Source organism: Methylibium sp. (assembly GCF_013817345.1).
Lineage (GTDB): Bacteria > Pseudomonadota > Gammaproteobacteria > Burkholderiales > Burkholderiaceae_C > Methylibium.
Window position 1 is genome coordinate 1 of sequence record NZ_JACDCW010000007.1, and the last position, 14,582, is coordinate 14,582.

At 68.6% G+C, this 14,582-nt stretch carries 13 protein-coding genes; 9 read left to right on the plus strand and 4 right to left on the minus strand.

The window, feature by feature from the left end; genetic code table 11:
• From dnaX to H0W40_RS02320, 4 genes are all read left to right on the plus strand, one after another.
• The coding region (gene dnaX, locus H0W40_RS02305) for a DNA polymerase III subunit gamma/tau (protein ID WP_292442779.1) at nt 1–1,820 on the plus strand (1,820 nt) is incomplete at its 5' end.
• 18 nt (nt 1,821–1,838) lie between these two features.
• Nucleotides 1,839–2,165 (plus strand): YbaB/EbfC family nucleoid-associated protein, encoded by a 327-nt coding sequence (locus H0W40_RS02310; protein WP_292442782.1) that lies wholly within the window; start codon nt 1,839–1,841, stop codon nt 2,163–2,165.
• A gap of 106 nt (nt 2,166–2,271) precedes the next feature.
• Nucleotides 2,272–2,871, plus strand: coding sequence for a recombination mediator RecR (gene recR, locus H0W40_RS02315; RefSeq protein WP_292442785.1), 600 nt, complete (start codon nt 2,272–2,274; stop codon nt 2,869–2,871).
• Nucleotides 2,872–2,896: 25 nt separating this feature from the next.
• Nucleotides 2,897–3,295 (plus strand): MAPEG family protein, encoded by a 399-nt coding sequence (locus tag H0W40_RS02320; protein ID WP_292442788.1) that lies wholly within the window; start codon nt 2,897–2,899, stop codon nt 3,293–3,295.
• Between the two features lie 115 nt (nt 3,296–3,410).
• On the opposite strand, the gene H0W40_RS02325 is transcribed toward H0W40_RS02320, so the two are convergent.
• Nucleotides 3,411–5,108 (minus strand): transglycosylase SLT domain-containing protein, encoded by a 1,698-nt coding sequence (locus H0W40_RS02325; RefSeq protein ID WP_292442791.1) that lies wholly within the window; start codon nt 5,106–5,108, stop codon nt 3,411–3,413.
• Nucleotides 5,105–5,881 (minus strand): hydroxyacylglutathione hydrolase, encoded by a 777-nt coding sequence (gene gloB, locus H0W40_RS02330; RefSeq protein WP_292442794.1) that lies wholly within the window; start codon nt 5,879–5,881, stop codon nt 5,105–5,107. The genes H0W40_RS02325 and gloB overlap by 4 nt, the downstream gene beginning before the upstream one ends.
• On the opposite strand from gloB, the gene H0W40_RS02335 reads away from it, so the two are divergent.
• From H0W40_RS02335 to tssA, 5 genes are all read left to right on the plus strand, one after another.
• On the plus strand, nt 5,880–6,728 hold the full coding sequence (locus tag H0W40_RS02335) for a class I SAM-dependent methyltransferase (RefSeq protein WP_292442797.1): 849 nt from the start codon (nt 5,880–5,882) through the stop codon (nt 6,726–6,728). The two genes, gloB and H0W40_RS02335, sit on opposite strands and share 2 nt — an antisense overlap.
• A complete protein-coding gene (gene rnhA / locus H0W40_RS02340) occupies nt 6,725–7,204 on the plus strand; it encodes a ribonuclease HI (protein ID WP_292442800.1) in 480 nt (159 codons plus the stop codon). Before H0W40_RS02335 ends, rnhA begins: the two co-directional genes overlap by 4 nt.
• Nucleotides 7,205–7,303: 99 nt before the next feature.
• Entirely contained in the window at nt 7,304–8,506 is a 1,203-nt protein-coding gene (locus H0W40_RS02345; RefSeq protein ID WP_292442802.1) for an efflux RND transporter periplasmic adaptor subunit, read from the plus strand.
• Nucleotides 8,507–8,532: 26 nt separating this feature from the next.
• Nucleotides 8,533–11,631, plus strand: a complete 3,099-nt coding sequence (locus tag H0W40_RS02350; RefSeq protein WP_292442804.1) for an efflux RND transporter permease subunit — start codon at nt 8,533–8,535, stop codon at nt 11,629–11,631.
• Nucleotides 11,632–11,734: 103 nt separating this feature from the next.
• On the plus strand, nt 11,735–12,790 hold the full coding sequence (tssA, locus tag H0W40_RS02355) for a type VI secretion system protein TssA (protein WP_292442807.1): 1,056 nt from the start codon (nt 11,735–11,737) through the stop codon (nt 12,788–12,790).
• A 10-nt stretch (nt 12,791–12,800) separates the two neighbouring features.
• Here tssA and H0W40_RS02360 read toward each other — a convergent pair whose 3' ends face one another.
• On the minus strand, nt 12,801–13,586 hold the full coding sequence (locus H0W40_RS02360) for an OmpA family protein (RefSeq protein WP_292442810.1): 786 nt from the start codon (nt 13,584–13,586) through the stop codon (nt 12,801–12,803).
• Between the two features lie 2 nt (nt 13,587–13,588).
• Nucleotides 13,589–14,575 (minus strand): type VI secretion system-associated protein TagF, encoded by a 987-nt coding sequence (gene tagF, locus H0W40_RS02365; RefSeq protein ID WP_292442813.1) that lies wholly within the window; start codon nt 14,573–14,575, stop codon nt 13,589–13,591.
• Nucleotides 14,576–14,582: the final 7 nt, after the last annotated feature.

Consider the following 14,582-nt stretch of genomic DNA (forward strand, 5'->3'; position numbering starts at 1 on the left):
ATGCCGGCGGCATCACGCCCGAGCCTTGCGGCGTGTGCCGCGCCTGCACCGAAATCGACGCTGATCGCTTCATCGATTACGTGGAGATGGACGCCGCCTCCAACCGCGGCATCGACGAGATCCGCGATCTGCTCGAGCGCGCGGCCTACAAGCCGGCGGTGGGCCGCTTCAAGGTCTTCATGATCGACGAAGTGCACCAGCTCACCAAGGACTCCTTCAACGCACTGCTCAAGACGCTGGAGGAGCCGCCCGACTACTTGAAGTTCGTGCTGGCCACCACCGATCCCGAGAAAGTGCTGCCCACCGTGCTCTCGCGTTGCCTGCAGTTCAACCTGCGGCCGATGGCGCCCGAGACGGTGCTCGGCCGGCTGGAGCTGGTGCTGGCCGCCGAGGCGGTGGACGCCGAGCCGGCCGCGCTGCGCCTGATCGCGCGCGCGGCACGCGGGTCCATGCGCGACGCGCTCTCGCTCACCGACCAGGCCATCGCCTTCGGCGGCGGCAGCCTGGCCGAGGCGGGCGTAAGGCAGATGCTGGGCACGGTCGGGCGCAGCCATGTGCTGGCGCTGCTCGATGCGCTGGCCAGCGCGGATGGCGCGGCCGTCGTGGCCGCGGTCGACACGCTGCGAGCCGAGGGCTTGGCGGCCGAGGGTGCGCTCGAGGAAATGGCAAGCCTTCTCCAGCAGATGGCGGTGCTGCACGTCGTGCCTGACGCGCTCGACCGCGACGATCCCGATTCCGAGCAGATCGCGCGGCTCGCCGGCCTGCTGCCGGCCGACGAAACGCAGGTGCTCTACAGCATTGCGCTGCACGGCCGCGCCGAGTTGCCGCTCGCGCCCGATGAATACAGCGGGCTGGTGATGGTGCTGCTGCGCATGCTGGCCTTTCGGCCGGCTGGCGCAGCGCGGCCCGCGGTGGTGCCGCGCCAGGCTTCGGGCACCGAGACGGCAGCAGGCCCTGCACCTGCGGTGGCCTCCTCTGCAGCACCGACGAGCACGCCTCGCCCACCTGCCATGCCAGCTCAGCCTCTCGCCAAAGCGAGTGGATCACTGACCCGGCCGGCCGCGGCTGCGCTGCCGCTCGCGCGCACGCCATCGGCGTCCAGCGTGTCGGTGGCGCCAGTTGCCGTGAACGGCAGTGCGGCGCGCACCACACCCGAGCCGGCGCCCTTGAACCTCGCACCGCGCAGCGCCGCCTCCGGCATGCCGCCGTGGGAAGACATTCCGATCGACGCCTACGCCGCCGAGCGGGCGGTCCTGGCGCGGGCGGCTCCGAGCGCCGTGCAGCGCGTCGCCGAGCCGGTGCCCCGGCAGCCGGCGGTGCCGCGCGCTGGCCGCGATGACGACGCGATGCAAGCATCTCCGGCACTACAAGCTGCTGTCGTTGAAGAAGCCGTGGCGCCTTCGCCATCGGCCACGGTCCCCTGCAACCCGCTCGGCGACCGCTGGGCCGCGCTGGTCGCACAACTGCTGGCAGCCGGTGCCATCGCGGCCATGGTGCGCGAGCTGGCGCTGCAATCGGAATGCACCGCCATCGACGCCGACGAATCCCGCATCAGGCTGCGCGTCGAGCGCGAGCCGCTGCGCAACCCGGCGCACGCCGAACGCCTGCAGGGCGCGCTTGCGGCGGCGCTCGGCCATCCGTTGGAACTCGACGTCGAGGCCGGTCCGGTGGGCGACACGCCCGCTCGGCGTGACGCCGCCGCGCGCGAGCAACGCCAGCGCGAGGCCGAAGCCCTGATCCGCAACGACCCGCTCGTGCTCGACGTCATGGCGCAGTTCAAGACCGCCCGCATCGTGCCGGGATCGATCAAACCCGTTTAGCTTTTCACGGAGAAACCCATGCTCAAAGGACAACTGGCCGGCCTGATGAAACAGGCGCAGGCGATGCAGGACAACCTCAAGCGCGCGCAGGACGAGCTGGCCACCATCGAGGTCGAGGGCCAGTCGGGCGCCGGTCTCGTGAAGGTGCAGATGAGCTGCAAGCACGACGTCAAGCGCGTCACCATCGACCCGAGCCTGCTCACCGACGACAAGGACATGCTCGAAGACCTGGTCGCCGCCGCCTTCAACGACGCGGTGCGCCGTGCGGCCGTGACCAGCGAAGAAAAGATGGGCAAGCTCACCGCCGGCATGCCCTTGCCGCCGGGCATGAAACTGCCGTTCTGATGACTGCGTCGATCGCTCAAGCCGCTCTCGTCCGTCGCGGCGGCGTGGTGGTGGTTGAACTGTCTTGCTCCCTCTCCCGCTTGTGCGGGGGAAAACCGGGGTAGGCGTGGCCGCCGCTTCGGCGCTCGACGTTCTGACCGAGGCACTGCGCCGCCTGCCGGGCGTCGGCGTTAAGTCGGCGCAGCGCATGGCCTACCACCTGCTGCAACACGACCGCGCGGGCGCGCGCCAGATCGCACGCTCGCTCGACCAGGCGGTCGAGACGGTGCGCCACTGCGAGCGCTGTCACACCTTCACCGAAGCCGAGGTGTGCAGCACCTGCCTGGACCCCTCGCGCGAGCGAGCGCTCCTGTGCGTGGTGGAGACGCCGGCCGACCAGGCCGCGATCGAGCGCAGCGGCAGTTACCGCGGGCTTTATTTCGTGCTGATGGGGCGGCTCTCGCCGCTGGACGGCATCGGCGTGAACGACATCGGTCTACGGGAGCTGATCCATCGCGTCGGAAGCGGCCAAGGCGGCGAAGTGCGGGAGCTGATCGTCGCCACCAATTTCACCGCCGAGGGCGAAGCCACGGCGCATGCCATCGCGCAGGCGCTCAAGGGCCGCGGCGTGACCGTCACGCGCCTGGCGCGTGGCGTGCCGGCGGGCAGCGAGCTCGAATACGTGGACCTCGGCACCATTGCCCATGCGTTGAGCGAGCGGCGCTGAGCGCGTTGATAAAAGCGACCGTGCGATGACGATCCTGCTGCTGTGCGTGCTGGCCGCTGCCCTGATGCCCGTTGCCTGCGCCGGCATCGCCAAGGCCGGGCGTTTCTCTACGCCACGCACGGACGGCGGCTACGACAACCATCTGCCGCGTGACTGGCTGGCGCGCCAAGGGGGATACCGGGCTCGCGCCAATGCGGCGCAGGCCAATTGCTTCGAAGCCCTGCCCTTGTTCATTGGCGCCGTGGCCATCGCGCTGGCGCTCGATGCGCCGACGACACGGCTCGAGGCGCTGGCGCTGGCCTGGGTTGCACTGCGGCTGGGCTATGTCGGCTGCTACCTCGCTGATCGCGCCCTGGCGCGCTCTGTGGTGTGGGCACTGGCGCTGGCGGTCAATATCGCGATCCTGTTCGCTGCAAGCTATTGAGGGGTCGACGAATCCGGCACTAGCGGCTGGCCCAAACCAAGACCCGGAGAGTCTTGCAAGACCGCTGCCGGCCTTGCCGTTCGGGCCTGCCGCACCGAGCTCCGGGCCAACACAGTCAGCGGCTCGGCCGGGCGACACGGCCCTTGGTTGCCGCCGCCGGCCGCGTGCTTCGTTTGCCGGCGGTCTTGCGCACGGTGCTGCCCGTGGACTTGCCCCAGTTGGCCGGCAGTTCCACGATGACTCGTTGGCCGTTCTTGAACGTTGCGCGGGTCGAGATGTCGTTCCATTTCGCCACGCTGGCCGCGCTGATCCCCAGGCGCTGGGCGAAGACGGTGACGCTCTCGTTCGTGCGAGCCTTGACGGTGGTACGCCGCCCGCCGGGTCGCGATTCGGGAGAAAGCAGGATGGTGGCGTTGTCGGCCACTCTTTCGCTCACGTCGGCGTCGCGCTTGCCGTTCCGCGGCACCAGCAGGGTCGAGCCGGCGCGCACCTGCATGCGCGGCGGAATGCGGTTGATCTCGCGCAGCGTCGCCTCGCTCATGCCGAGCTGCTTGGCGGCGTCGGCGGTCTTCATGGTGCGCGGCACGACCCAGGCGGTCCAGCTCGCCAACGGACCGACATGGTCGGGCAGCGTCCGCACGAAAGCATTCGCGTTGTCGTAGGGCAGCAGCACCTGCGGCGTGCCGGCGGCCAGGATCACCGGCTGCTTGAGCGAGGGGTTCAGCGCGTGGAACTCCTCGATCGGCAGCCCGGCCAGCTCTGCTACCAGCTCGACATCCATGTCGCGCTGGATCGGCACGCTCAGGAAGTAGGGGTGGTTCTCGATCGGGGGCAACTCGAGGCCGAAAACTTCAGGCTGCGCCACGATGTTCTTCACCGCCTGCAGTTTGGGCACGTAGAGCCGGGTCTCGGCCGGCATCTTGAGGCTCAGGTAGTCGGTCGGCTTTCCGGCCCTGCGGTTCTTCGCGATGGCGCGACCGACGCTGCCTTCGCCCCAGTTGTAGGCGGCCAGTGCGAGGTGCCAGTCGCCGAAGCGTGCGTGGAGCATCTGCAGGTAGTCGAGCGCGGCGCGGGTCGAGGCGAGCACGTCCCGGCGTTCGTCGCGAAAGAAGTTCTGCGCCAAGTCGTAGTGCTTGCCGGTCTTGGGCATGAACTGCCAGATGCCCGAGGCCTTGGCGCTCGACAGCGCCTGCGGGTTGAACGCGCTTTCGATGAAGGGCAGCAACGCAAGCTCAGTCGGCAGGCCGCGGCGCTCGACTTCCTCGACGATGTGGAACAGGTAGAGGTTCGAGCGCTCGGTCATGCGCTGGACGTAGTCGGGCCGGCTGGCGTAATAACGCTCGCGGCCGCGAACCAGATCGGTGTCGAGGTCGGGGATGGCGAAGCCCTGGCGCACGCGCACCCAGAGGTCGCGGCGCGCGGCTTCTTCAGCCAGGTTGACTGGCTCCTCTGGGCGCAGCGGATCGGTCGGCGGGCCAACGGCATCGCCGGTCTCTTCAGGTTCGGGGCTGGCCGGCGAGGCGATCTCGGCACCGGCTTCGCTGGCCGCCGCAGCCGGCGAAGCGATCTCGATCGTTGCAGAGGCTGCCGAAGCGGCCGGCGCCGCGGCCACCGGGATCGGCTCAGTAGGAGGCTCCTGGGATGCCGGCCCGGTAGCGCAGGCGCCCAAGGTGAGCGTCAAGGCCGTGAACGCGGCGGTGCGGGCGAGCAGGGGCCAGGTCGAGATGCCGCAAAACGACAAGGCGTGAGAAGCGAGGCGCTGTTGAGGTTCAGCGAACAGCGCGCGCCGCTGCGCGGGAGCTTGATCAGTCATTGGTATTCGTTCTTCCACTCTCTCAGCGCGGCAAGCACGCTGACTGCATCGCGCGCGCCGCTGTTGCGGGTGCGGACACTGGCCTGCACCTGCTCTTCTTCGACACGCAAAAAGGGATTGACCTGCTGCTCGACGGCGATCGTGCTCGGCAAGGTGGGCAGATCGCGTTCGCGCAGTGCCTGGCACCGGCGCGTGTAGTCGATCACCGCGGTGTTGTCGGGTTCCACCGCATGCGCGAATTTCAGGTTCGAAAGGGTGTACTCGTGACCGCAGCACACGCGTGTCTCGCCGGGCAGCGCGGCGAGCTTGCTGAGTGATTCGTGCATTTGCGCAGGCGTTCCTTCGAACAGGCGCCCGCAGCCGCCGGAAAATAGCGTATCGCCGCAAAAGAGCAGCGGCGCTTCGCCGGCCGGCTGGCCGAAGAAGGCGATGTGGTCGCGCGTGTGGCCGGGCACGAAAATCACCGAAAAGCTGGTGCTGAACAGCTCGACGGCGTCACCGTCCTCGAGCGGTGTGTACGGTTGCGGAATGCGCCCGCCGGCGGGACCCCAGACGACGCCTTGCGGCACCAGCCGATCACGCAGCGCGTCCACGCCGCCGACGTGATCGTCATGATGGTGGGTCACTACAATCGCGCCGAGCTTCAAGCCGTGCTCGTCGAGGGCGCGCACGACCGGTGCCGCTTCCCCCGGATCGACGACGATCGCCTCCGAGCCATCGTGAAGCAGCCAGATGTAGTTGTCGGTAAAAGCGGGAAGAGCAATCAGGTTCATGGCGCGAGACCCTTCGATATTGGAGTTGCCTTGGTGGCTGCAGACGCCGCCGGGGCGCTATCTGCTGGAGTGGGAACGTTCGCGCATCGACGCGCATGTGGCCGACGTGTTCGGCTTTCACGCGCTGCAGCTCGGCCTGCGTGAACTCGACGTGCTGCAAGCCAACCGCATGCCTCACCGTTGGTTGGCACTGCAAGCGCATTCTGCACAAGACGCCGCGCCGGCGGGCGAGCCTGGAGCAGCGCCAGGTGAGATAGTGCCGCCGCGCGTCGCGCAGGCGGCCTTGTGTTGCGACTTCGACGCACTGCCTTTCGCGGCGCAAAGCCTGGACCTGGTGGTGCTGCCGCACACCTTGGAGTTCGCGCGCGATCCGCACCAGACCCTTCGCGAGGTCGAGCGCGTGCTGGTGCCGGAGGGCCGCGTGGTCATCGTCGGTTTTAACCCGGCTAGCCTGTGGGGCCTGCGCCAGTGGGCCGGCCGCTGGGCGGCGCGCGCCAGCGGCGAGGGTGACGGCAGCGGCCTGTTCCTGCCGCGCGCGGGCGACTTCATCGGCCACCGGCGGCTACGTGACTGGCTGCGCCTGCTGAGTTTCGAGGTGGAGCGCGGCGGTTTCGGCTGCTACCGCCCGGCGCTGCGCACGCAGCGCTGGCTCGAGCGCTATGACTGGATGGAAAAAGCCGGCGACCGTTGGTGGCCGGTGTTCGGCGCGGTCTATGTGCTCAGCGCGGTGAAACGCGTGCGCGGCATGCGCGTCATCGGCCCGGCCCGCAAACCCGTGCGCAAGCCGCGCACGGCGCCAGCCGTTGTCAGCCACACGCACCACAACAAGGAAAAACCCAGCCGATGAACCTGCCCGATCCCGGCATCGCCCGGCCCGCGGTCACGATCTACACCGACGGCGCCTGCAAGGGCAACCCCGGCCCCGGCGGCTGGGGCGCATGGCTGCGCGCCGATGGCCACGAGAAAGAGCTGTTCGGCGGCGAAGCGGTGACCACCAACAACCGCATGGAGCTCACCGCGGTGATCGAAGCGCTGGCCTCGCTCAAGCGCAGCTGCACGGTTGCTGTCTACACGGACAGCCAGTACGTGCGCCAGGGCATCACTGAATGGATCCACAACTGGAAGAAGCGCGGCTGGCTCACGGCCGACAAGAAGCCGGTGAAGAACGCCGATCTCTGGCGGCGCCTGGACGCCTTGGCCGCGCTGCACCGCATCGATTGGCACTGGGTTAAGGGACACGCCGGCGATCCAGGCAACGAGCGCGCGGACGCCCTGGCCAACCGCGGCTGCGCGGACTTCGCGCCCGGCGCACGCGCTTTGTGAAGCAATGTTTCTCCCAGTGCCGCGACCAGGCATCGCGGCCGCTTGGGCTACCGAATCCCAAGACCGCATAGATTCTCGGTATTTGCCGACAATCTGCGCATGAAGAAACTTACCGTCACGCTGGCCGGCGTGGGCTTGCTCGCCGTGTCGGCTGTGGCCTGGTGGGCGCAGAACCACAGCGCAGCGCGCACGCCGCCGGCGTCGGCAGCGGTCGCTCACCCCAAGGCGGGGACCACCGGCCCGGTGCCGGTGGAGGTGGCACGTGCAGTGGCGCGGGACGTGAGCGACGACACCAGCGCGGTTGGCAGCCTGCGTGCGCGTCAGGGCGTGATGATGCGGCCCGAGGTGAGCGGGCGCATCGTCAAGCTCGGCTTCGCCGACGGCCAGCGCGTGAAGACCGGCCAATTGCTGGTGCAGATGGACGATGCGCTGCAGCGGGCCCGCCTGCTCGAGTCGCAGGCCCAAGCCGACATCGCCCGCACTACGCTCACGCGCAATCAGGAGCTGGTGGCGCAGAACTTCGTGACGCAAAGCGTGGTCGATCAGGCGCAGGCCAACCTCAACGTGGCCGAGGCGCAGGTGGCGCTGGCCCGCGCCGAGCTCGCGCGCTTGCGCATCGTGGCTCCCTTCGATGGCCAGACCGGCATTCGCGCAGTCAATGTAGGCGACGTGGTGCAGGACGGCGCCGACCTCGTGAGCCTGCAGGACACCTCCAGCGTGTATGTCGACTTCAGCCTGCCCGAGCGTTTCACGTCGCAACTCGAGGTGAAGAAAAAGGTGGAGGTCTCCATCGACTCGCTGCCCGGCCGGCGGTTCGACGCGGTGGTGGAGGCGCTGGAGCCGCAGATCAGCCTCGACGGCCGGGCGCTGCTGGCGCGCGGCCTCATTCCCAACCGCGACGCCACGCTGCGCCCGGGCATGTTCGCGCGTGTAAAGGTGCAGCTCGCAGAGCGCCCCGGCGCCGTGCTGGTGCCCGAAGAGGCGGTCGTGCCGCAGGCCGGCAAGGAGCTGCTGTTCAAGGTGGTGGACGGGCCCGACGGGCCGCTGTCGCAGCGCATCGAGGTGCGCACCGGCATCCGCCGCAACGGCGAGGTGGAGATCTTGGGCGGCCTGCGAGCCGGTGAGCGCATCGTCACCGCCGGCCAGTCGCGGCTGATGCGCGGCGACGGGCTGCAGTTGCAGGTCGTCGAGCTGGGTGGTCCTGCGGGCCGTGCCGCCGAGCCGCCAGCGGTGCGTGCCTCCGGTGCGTCCGGGGGCTCCGTGGGCGGCAAGGGCAAGGCCCTGGCCCACCGCGCCGACTGACCCCACTGCTGCAGGAGACGGGCTTCATGCAGCTTGCCGAAGTCGCCGTGCGCCGGCCGGTTTTCGCGACCGTGATGTCGTTGCTGCTGGTGCTCGTCGGCCTGGTGTCCTACCAGGGCCTGCAGGTGCGCGAGTACCCCAACATCGACGAGCCGGTGGTCACGGTGGCCACGCGCCTGGTCGGGGCTTCGTCGGAAGTGATCGAGTCGCAGGTCACCAAGATCCTCGAAGACTCCATCGCCGGCATCGATGGGGTGGACATCATCACCTCGATCTCGCGCTCCGAACAGAGCCAAATCACGGTGCGCTTCAAGCTCGAGAAGAACCCCGACAACGCTGCGGCCGACGTGCGCGACCGCGCCTCGCGCGTTCGCGGCCGGCTGCCGGACGAAGTGGAGGAGCCGGTGATCACCAAGGTGGAGGCCGACGCCTCGCCGACCATCTGGCTCACGTTCAGCGGCGACACGCTCTCGCCGCTCGACGTGACCGACGTGCTCACGCGCCTGGTGCGCCCTCGCCTGCAGACCGTGCCCGGCGTGGCCGACGTGCGCATCAACGGCGACCGCACCTATTCCATGCGCGTGTGGCTCGATCCCGACCGGCTGGCCGCCTACCGGCTGACGGTGCAGGATGTCGAAGACGCGATCCGCGGCCAGAACCTCGAGGTGCCGGCCGGCCGCATCGAGAGCCAGCAACGCGAGTTCACGGTCACCGCACGCACCGACCTCAACCGGCCGGCGCAGTTCGCCGACATCGCCATCAAGCAGGCCGCGAGCGGCCACACCGTGCGCCTGCGCGATGTGGCGCGCATCGAGGAGGCGGCGGCGCAGGAGCGCAGCAGCGTGCGCTTCAACGGGCAGCCGGCGGTTTCGCTCGGCGTGATCCGCAATGCCACCGCGAACCCGCTCGAGCTGGCCGCCGCCGTGCGCGCCGCGGTGCCTCAGATTCAGGAGGACCTGCCCGAGGGCCTGACGGTGCAGGTCGCCAACGACAACTCCATCTTCATCGAGCGTTCGATCGCCTCGGTGTACACCACCATCGCCGAGGCCGTCGCGTTGGTGGCACTGGTCGTGTTCGTGTTCCTGCGGACCTTGCGCGCCTCGATCATTCCGCTGGTCACCATCCCGGTGAGCCTGATCGGCGCCTTCATCCTCATCTCGCTGGCGGGCTTCAGCATCAACACGCTGACCTTGCTGGCGCTGGTGCTGGCGATCGGCCTGGTCGTCGATGACTCGATCGTCGTGCTGGAAAACATCTACCGGCACATCGAGGAGGGGCTGGAGCCGTTCCAGGCCGCGCTGAAGGGCGTGCGTGAGATCGGCTTCGCGGTGGTGGCGATGACGCTCACGCTGGCAGCCGTGTTTGCGCCGCTCGCCTTCACGCCCGGGCGCACCGGGCGGCTCTTCGCCGAGTTCGCGCTCACGCTGGCGGGCGCGGTGATCGTCTCCGGCTTCGTCGCACTCACGCTGAGCCCCATGATGTGCAGCAAGCTGCTGCGCCACAACCCCAAGCCGGGCCGCTTCGACCGCTTCATGGAGCGCGCGCTCGACGGCCTGACCCACGGCTACACGCGCGTGCTGCGCTGGACGCTGCTGCACCGCTGGGTGGTGATCGCGGTGATGGCCGCTTCCGCCGGCACGGCGGTGTGGCTGTTTGGCAGCATGAAGAGCGAGTTGGCGCCGATGGAAGACCGCGGCACGATCTTCACGAACGTGAGCTCGCCCGACGGCGCCACGCTCGAGTACACCACGCGCTACCTGCGGGAGATCGAACGCCTCGCCCTGCAGGACCCGGATGTGGATCGTGCCTTCGTCATCGCCGGCAATCCGACAGTGGCGCAGGGCATCGCGATCATCCGCACCATCGACTGGGCCGAGCGCGAGCGCAGCATCTTCGATGTGCTGGGCGGCCTGGCGCCCGACTTCATTGCGCTGCCCGGCGTGAGCGCTTTTCCGGTCACGCCGCCCTCGCTGGGTGGCGGCTTCCGGGAGCGGCCGATCAGCTTCGTGATCCTCACCTCCGACAGCTACGAGAACCTTGCCGCCGTGGCGCAGCGCATGCTGGCCGAGATGGGCAAGAACCCCGGCATCGTGCAGCCCGACATCGACCTGCGCCTCAACAAGCCCGAAATCTACATCTCGGTGGACCGCGACCGCGCGGCCGACGCCGGCGTGTCGGTGGACGCCGTGGCACGCACCATCGAGACCATGCTGGGCGGGCGCAACGTGACCCGCTACAAGCGCAATGCCGAGCAGTACGACGTGATCGTGCAGACCGACCTCAGCGGCCGCACGGTGCCGGCCGACATCGAAAAACTGTTCGTGCGCGGCCGCGCCGATGCAGCCGGCAACGCAGCCATGATCCCGCTGGCCGCGCTGGTGAAGGTGGAAACCAGCGTGGCTCCGCGCGAGCTGAACCACTTCAATCAGCGCCGCTCGGTCAGCATCACCGCCAACCTGGCGCCCGGTTATGCGCTCGGCGAGGCGCTGGAGTTCATGGATGCCACGGCGGCCCAGGTGCTCGAGCCCGGCTATTCGACCGAGCTGAACGGCATCTCGCGGGAGTTCCGCACCTCCAGCGGCGCGCTCGGACTGGTGTTCGTGCTGGCCCTGCTGTTCATCTTTCTCGTGCTGGCTGCGCAGTTCGAAAGCTTCGTCGATCCCTTCGTGATCCTGCTGGCGGTGCCACTGTCGATGGTGGGCGCATTGCTGGCCTTGAAGCTGGCCGGCGGCACGCTCAACGTGTATTCGCAGATCGGGCTCATCACCCTCGTGGGGCTGATCACCAAGCACGGCATCCTGATCGTCGAGTTCTCCAACCAGTTACGTCAGCAGGGCAAGAGCACGATCGACGCGGTGACCGAAGCGGCCAGCCTGCGGCTGCGACCCATCCTCATGACCACCGGCGCGATGGTGCTGGGCGCGGTGCCGCTGGCGCTCGCCAGCGGAGCCGGGGCCGAGAGCCGCCAGCAGATCGGCTGGGTCATCGTCGGCGGCATGAGCCTGGGCACCCTGCTCACCATCTTCGTGGTCCCCACGGTGTACACACTCTTTGCGCGCAAGTCGGCGCCGGGGCCGATCGAAACGCCGACGGTCGTGGAGAGGCCCGACGCGGCAGCGGCGTGAGCTCGGCGAGCCCGCTGAAGCGGTGCGAATGCGGGGTACTCGCAAGCGGGTGCCCCTTCTAGAATCTGCGGCTTCCCAGCTTGGCCGGCGCCCTGTTCCCTCCATGAATTTCGACGTATTGCTCGCGGCGGTTTCCGGACCATCGCCCTGCGGAGACGATCTGTCGTTCTCGACCGAGTTCGATGCGATCCAGGAGATGCGCCGTGCCGACGACCCGACGCTCGATCAGGGCGAGTGGGTCACGGCATTGAAGTCGGCCGACTGGACCGGCGTGCTCGCGCAGTGCGAGCAGTTGCTGAGCCAGCGCACCAAGGACCTGCGCGTCGCAGCCTGGCTCACCGACGCACGCGCTCGCCTCGTCGGCTACGCCGGCCTGGCCGATGGCCTGACGCTGTACCGGCTGTTGTGCGAAGGCTTCTGGGACGATTTGCACCCTCGCATCGAGGACGGCGACGCCGAGCAACGCGGCGGCAGCCTGCGATGGCTCCTCGCGCAGGTCGAGTCGCTTGCGCCGCGGCTGCCGGTGTTGCGCGATGGCACGCACGCCTATTCGCTGGGCGACATGGCGTCGGCGCAGGCGCTGTCTCGCAGCGTCGATCCGGCAGGCGAAGCGCCTGCTACCCATGGCCGGATCACACTCGACGACATCGCCGCGGTGCGCCGCAAGACGCCGCGTGGCTTCTTCGTCGACAACCTGGCGGAAGTGCAGCGCGCTCAGCAGGCGCTCGAGCAGCTGCAGCGACTGGTCGATGAGCGTCTGGGCGACGACAGCCCCGGGTTCGCGGGCGCCCGCAGTGCGCTCGCGGACGCTGCACATGCCGTCGAGCGCCTCGCTCGGGAGGCCGATCCTCTGGGCGCGCCGGCCAACCCGGCGTTGCCTTCCGCCGAAGTGCTCAGCACCGGGCGAGCGGCGGCGGGCGAGGCGCCCTCGACTGCGCCCTTGCGCACGCGTGCCGAGGCACTGCAGCAACTGCGCATGGTGGCCGATTTCTTCCGCCGCACCGAGCCGCACAGTCCCGTGGCCTATCTGGCCGACCGTGCCGCGCAGTGGGGCGACATGCCCTTGCACGCCTGGCTGCGTGCAGTGCTCAAGGATCAGGGCGCGCTGTTGCAGGTGGAAGAACTGCTCGGCGTGCCGCCGCCCGTCGCCGCAGAGTGAGCGTCGGGCGCTATTGCACGACGCGCAGTTCGATGCGCCGGTTTCGTGCGCGCCCGTCGGGCGTGTCGTTGTCGGCGATGGGCCGGTCGGGGCCGGCGCCCGAGGTCACGATGCTGTCGGCCGCAATGCCCTTGCCGACGAGGTAGCCCTTCACCGTGTCGGCGCGTGCTGCGGACAACGCGATGTTCTGCGGCCGCGAGCCTTGAGCGTCGGTGTGTCCGGTGACCTCGAAGCTGCGCCCCGCTAACCGCTGCAACACCGGTGCCAGCAGCTCGAGCACCTCCCGCCCCGCTGGCGTGAGCGCGGAGTTGCCGGTTTCGAATTCGATGGTCCGGTTGCCTAGCGCGAGATCCACCTGGTCTTGTCCCGCGGCGCCAACGCGCAGCCCGCTGCGCACCGTGTAGGTGGTGTTGACCCTCGTGGCAATGTCACTGACGATTTGTTGTCGAACGGCTTCGTTGCCGACCTCCCCCTTGAGGTCGATCACATTGCCACGGATGCTGATTTCCCCCCGACTGACCTGCTTCAGATCGGGCGAGATGATGCGCTGCACGTAGGCGGTCCAATTCGGCGGTGCGACAAGGGTGCCGACGCCGAGCTGATCGACCACGCGGTCGACGCCGAACACTTCACGCGCGCGCGTCAGCACCGCCTGGCGCGTCGCTTCGTCAGGCACCGTGCCGGAAACCACCACCTTGCCGGGCGCCGGCGTCGTTCCCGCGGCGCCGGCGAGGCCGCCTGCGATGGCGAGCGAAAGCGGCAGCAGCCAGCGCAGCGCTTGTGCGATTGCGATCATGGTCATCCTCCGAGAAACGCTTCGCGAAATGTCATGGTCGCTTGACGCAAAGACAGCTGCGGCTGCTGCAGATAGCTCGAGAGCTTCTTGACCGCGTAGTCCTGGTGCGCGTGCTCTTCAACCCAGTCGGCCGGTGTCGGGTCGAGGAAGGCTTCGTCGCCGGCGTCGGGATCTAGCACCGCGCGCAGGTGTGCGGCCGAGTCGCCGCTCAAGCCGATGGCCAGCGTGGGCGAGACGCCCGAGCGCTGCGGCAGAAACAGGGCCACTTCGAAGTCGCCACGCGCAAGAAAGGGCGTCACCAGCTGCAGCCAGAAACTCGCGACGAGCGGGCGGTACAGCGGATCGGTCGGCAGAGGAAGGCACAGGCCTTTCTTGAGCGTCTTTCCGCCGCCCGCAAGAACCGGCTGCAGCAGCAGACCGAGTGCGAGCAGCACTTGGCGCACATCGATCGCATGGCCGGCCTGACGCAACATCGCCTCCAGCGAGCCGACCGATTGGAGCTCGGCGAAATCCTGCACGCTGGCCTCGTAGGCGGCGGGAGATGTGTCGAGTTCGAAGGCCGTCAGTGCCAGTTCGCCCAACAGCGGAGCGGCATCGTCCGCGGCGCACACGCTGTGCGTCGCTTGTTCGAAGCGCGCCCACAGCCGCGTGAGCGCCATGGGGGCGCGTGCAATGAAATCCAGCGGTGCGGCGACCTCGAAGGCGCCCGCCACAACGAAGGGGAAGCGGCGTCCGGAAGCGTCCGCACTTGCCGCGAGGTGGCCGGCGATGGCCCGGGGGCTGTGCACGGAAAGGAAAGCGAAATGCGTCTTCGGGCCGCGGTCGTAGACCTCCTTCCAGCGAGGCTGGCTCGACATCAGCTCGACGCCCTGGCTCAACCAACGGTCCAGCGTCTGGATCAGGCCGCCCTGGTGGGCGCTGCGCACGAAATCGCCTCGCGACGGCAGTTTGCCGAAGTAGGCGAGCGGAACACTCACGGGATGCGTCATGCGAAGT

What these genes read in the sequence shown, in the direction of transcription:
- H0W40_RS02335 (WP_292442797.1), top strand. Translation starts at nt 5,880, where the DNA reads ATGGCGCGAGACCCTTCGATATTGGAGTTGCCTTGGTGGCTGCAGACG.
- gloB (WP_292442794.1), bottom strand. Translation starts at nt 5,881, where the DNA reads ATGAACCTGATTGCTCTTCCCGCTTTTACCGACAACTACATCTGGCTG.
- H0W40_RS02325 (WP_292442791.1), bottom strand. Translation starts at nt 5,108, where the DNA reads ATGACTGATCAAGCTCCCGCGCAGCGGCGCGCGCTGTTCGCTGAACCT.
- H0W40_RS02320 (WP_292442788.1), top strand. Translation starts at nt 2,897, where the DNA reads ATGACGATCCTGCTGCTGTGCGTGCTGGCCGCTGCCCTGATGCCCGTT.
- H0W40_RS02350 (WP_292442804.1), top strand. Translation starts at nt 8,533, where the DNA reads ATGCAGCTTGCCGAAGTCGCCGTGCGCCGGCCGGTTTTCGCGACCGTG.
- tagF (WP_292442813.1), bottom strand. Translation starts at nt 14,575, where the DNA reads ATGACGCATCCCGTGAGTGTTCCGCTCGCCTACTTCGGCAAACTGCCG.
- H0W40_RS02310 (WP_292442782.1), top strand. Translation starts at nt 1,839, where the DNA reads ATGCTCAAAGGACAACTGGCCGGCCTGATGAAACAGGCGCAGGCGATG.
- tssA (WP_292442807.1), top strand. Translation starts at nt 11,735, where the DNA reads ATGAATTTCGACGTATTGCTCGCGGCGGTTTCCGGACCATCGCCCTGC.
- rnhA (WP_292442800.1), top strand. Translation starts at nt 6,725, where the DNA reads ATGAACCTGCCCGATCCCGGCATCGCCCGGCCCGCGGTCACGATCTAC.
- H0W40_RS02345 (WP_292442802.1), top strand. Translation starts at nt 7,304, where the DNA reads ATGAAGAAACTTACCGTCACGCTGGCCGGCGTGGGCTTGCTCGCCGTG.
- H0W40_RS02360 (WP_292442810.1), bottom strand. Translation starts at nt 13,586, where the DNA reads ATGATCGCAATCGCACAAGCGCTGCGCTGGCTGCTGCCGCTTTCGCTC.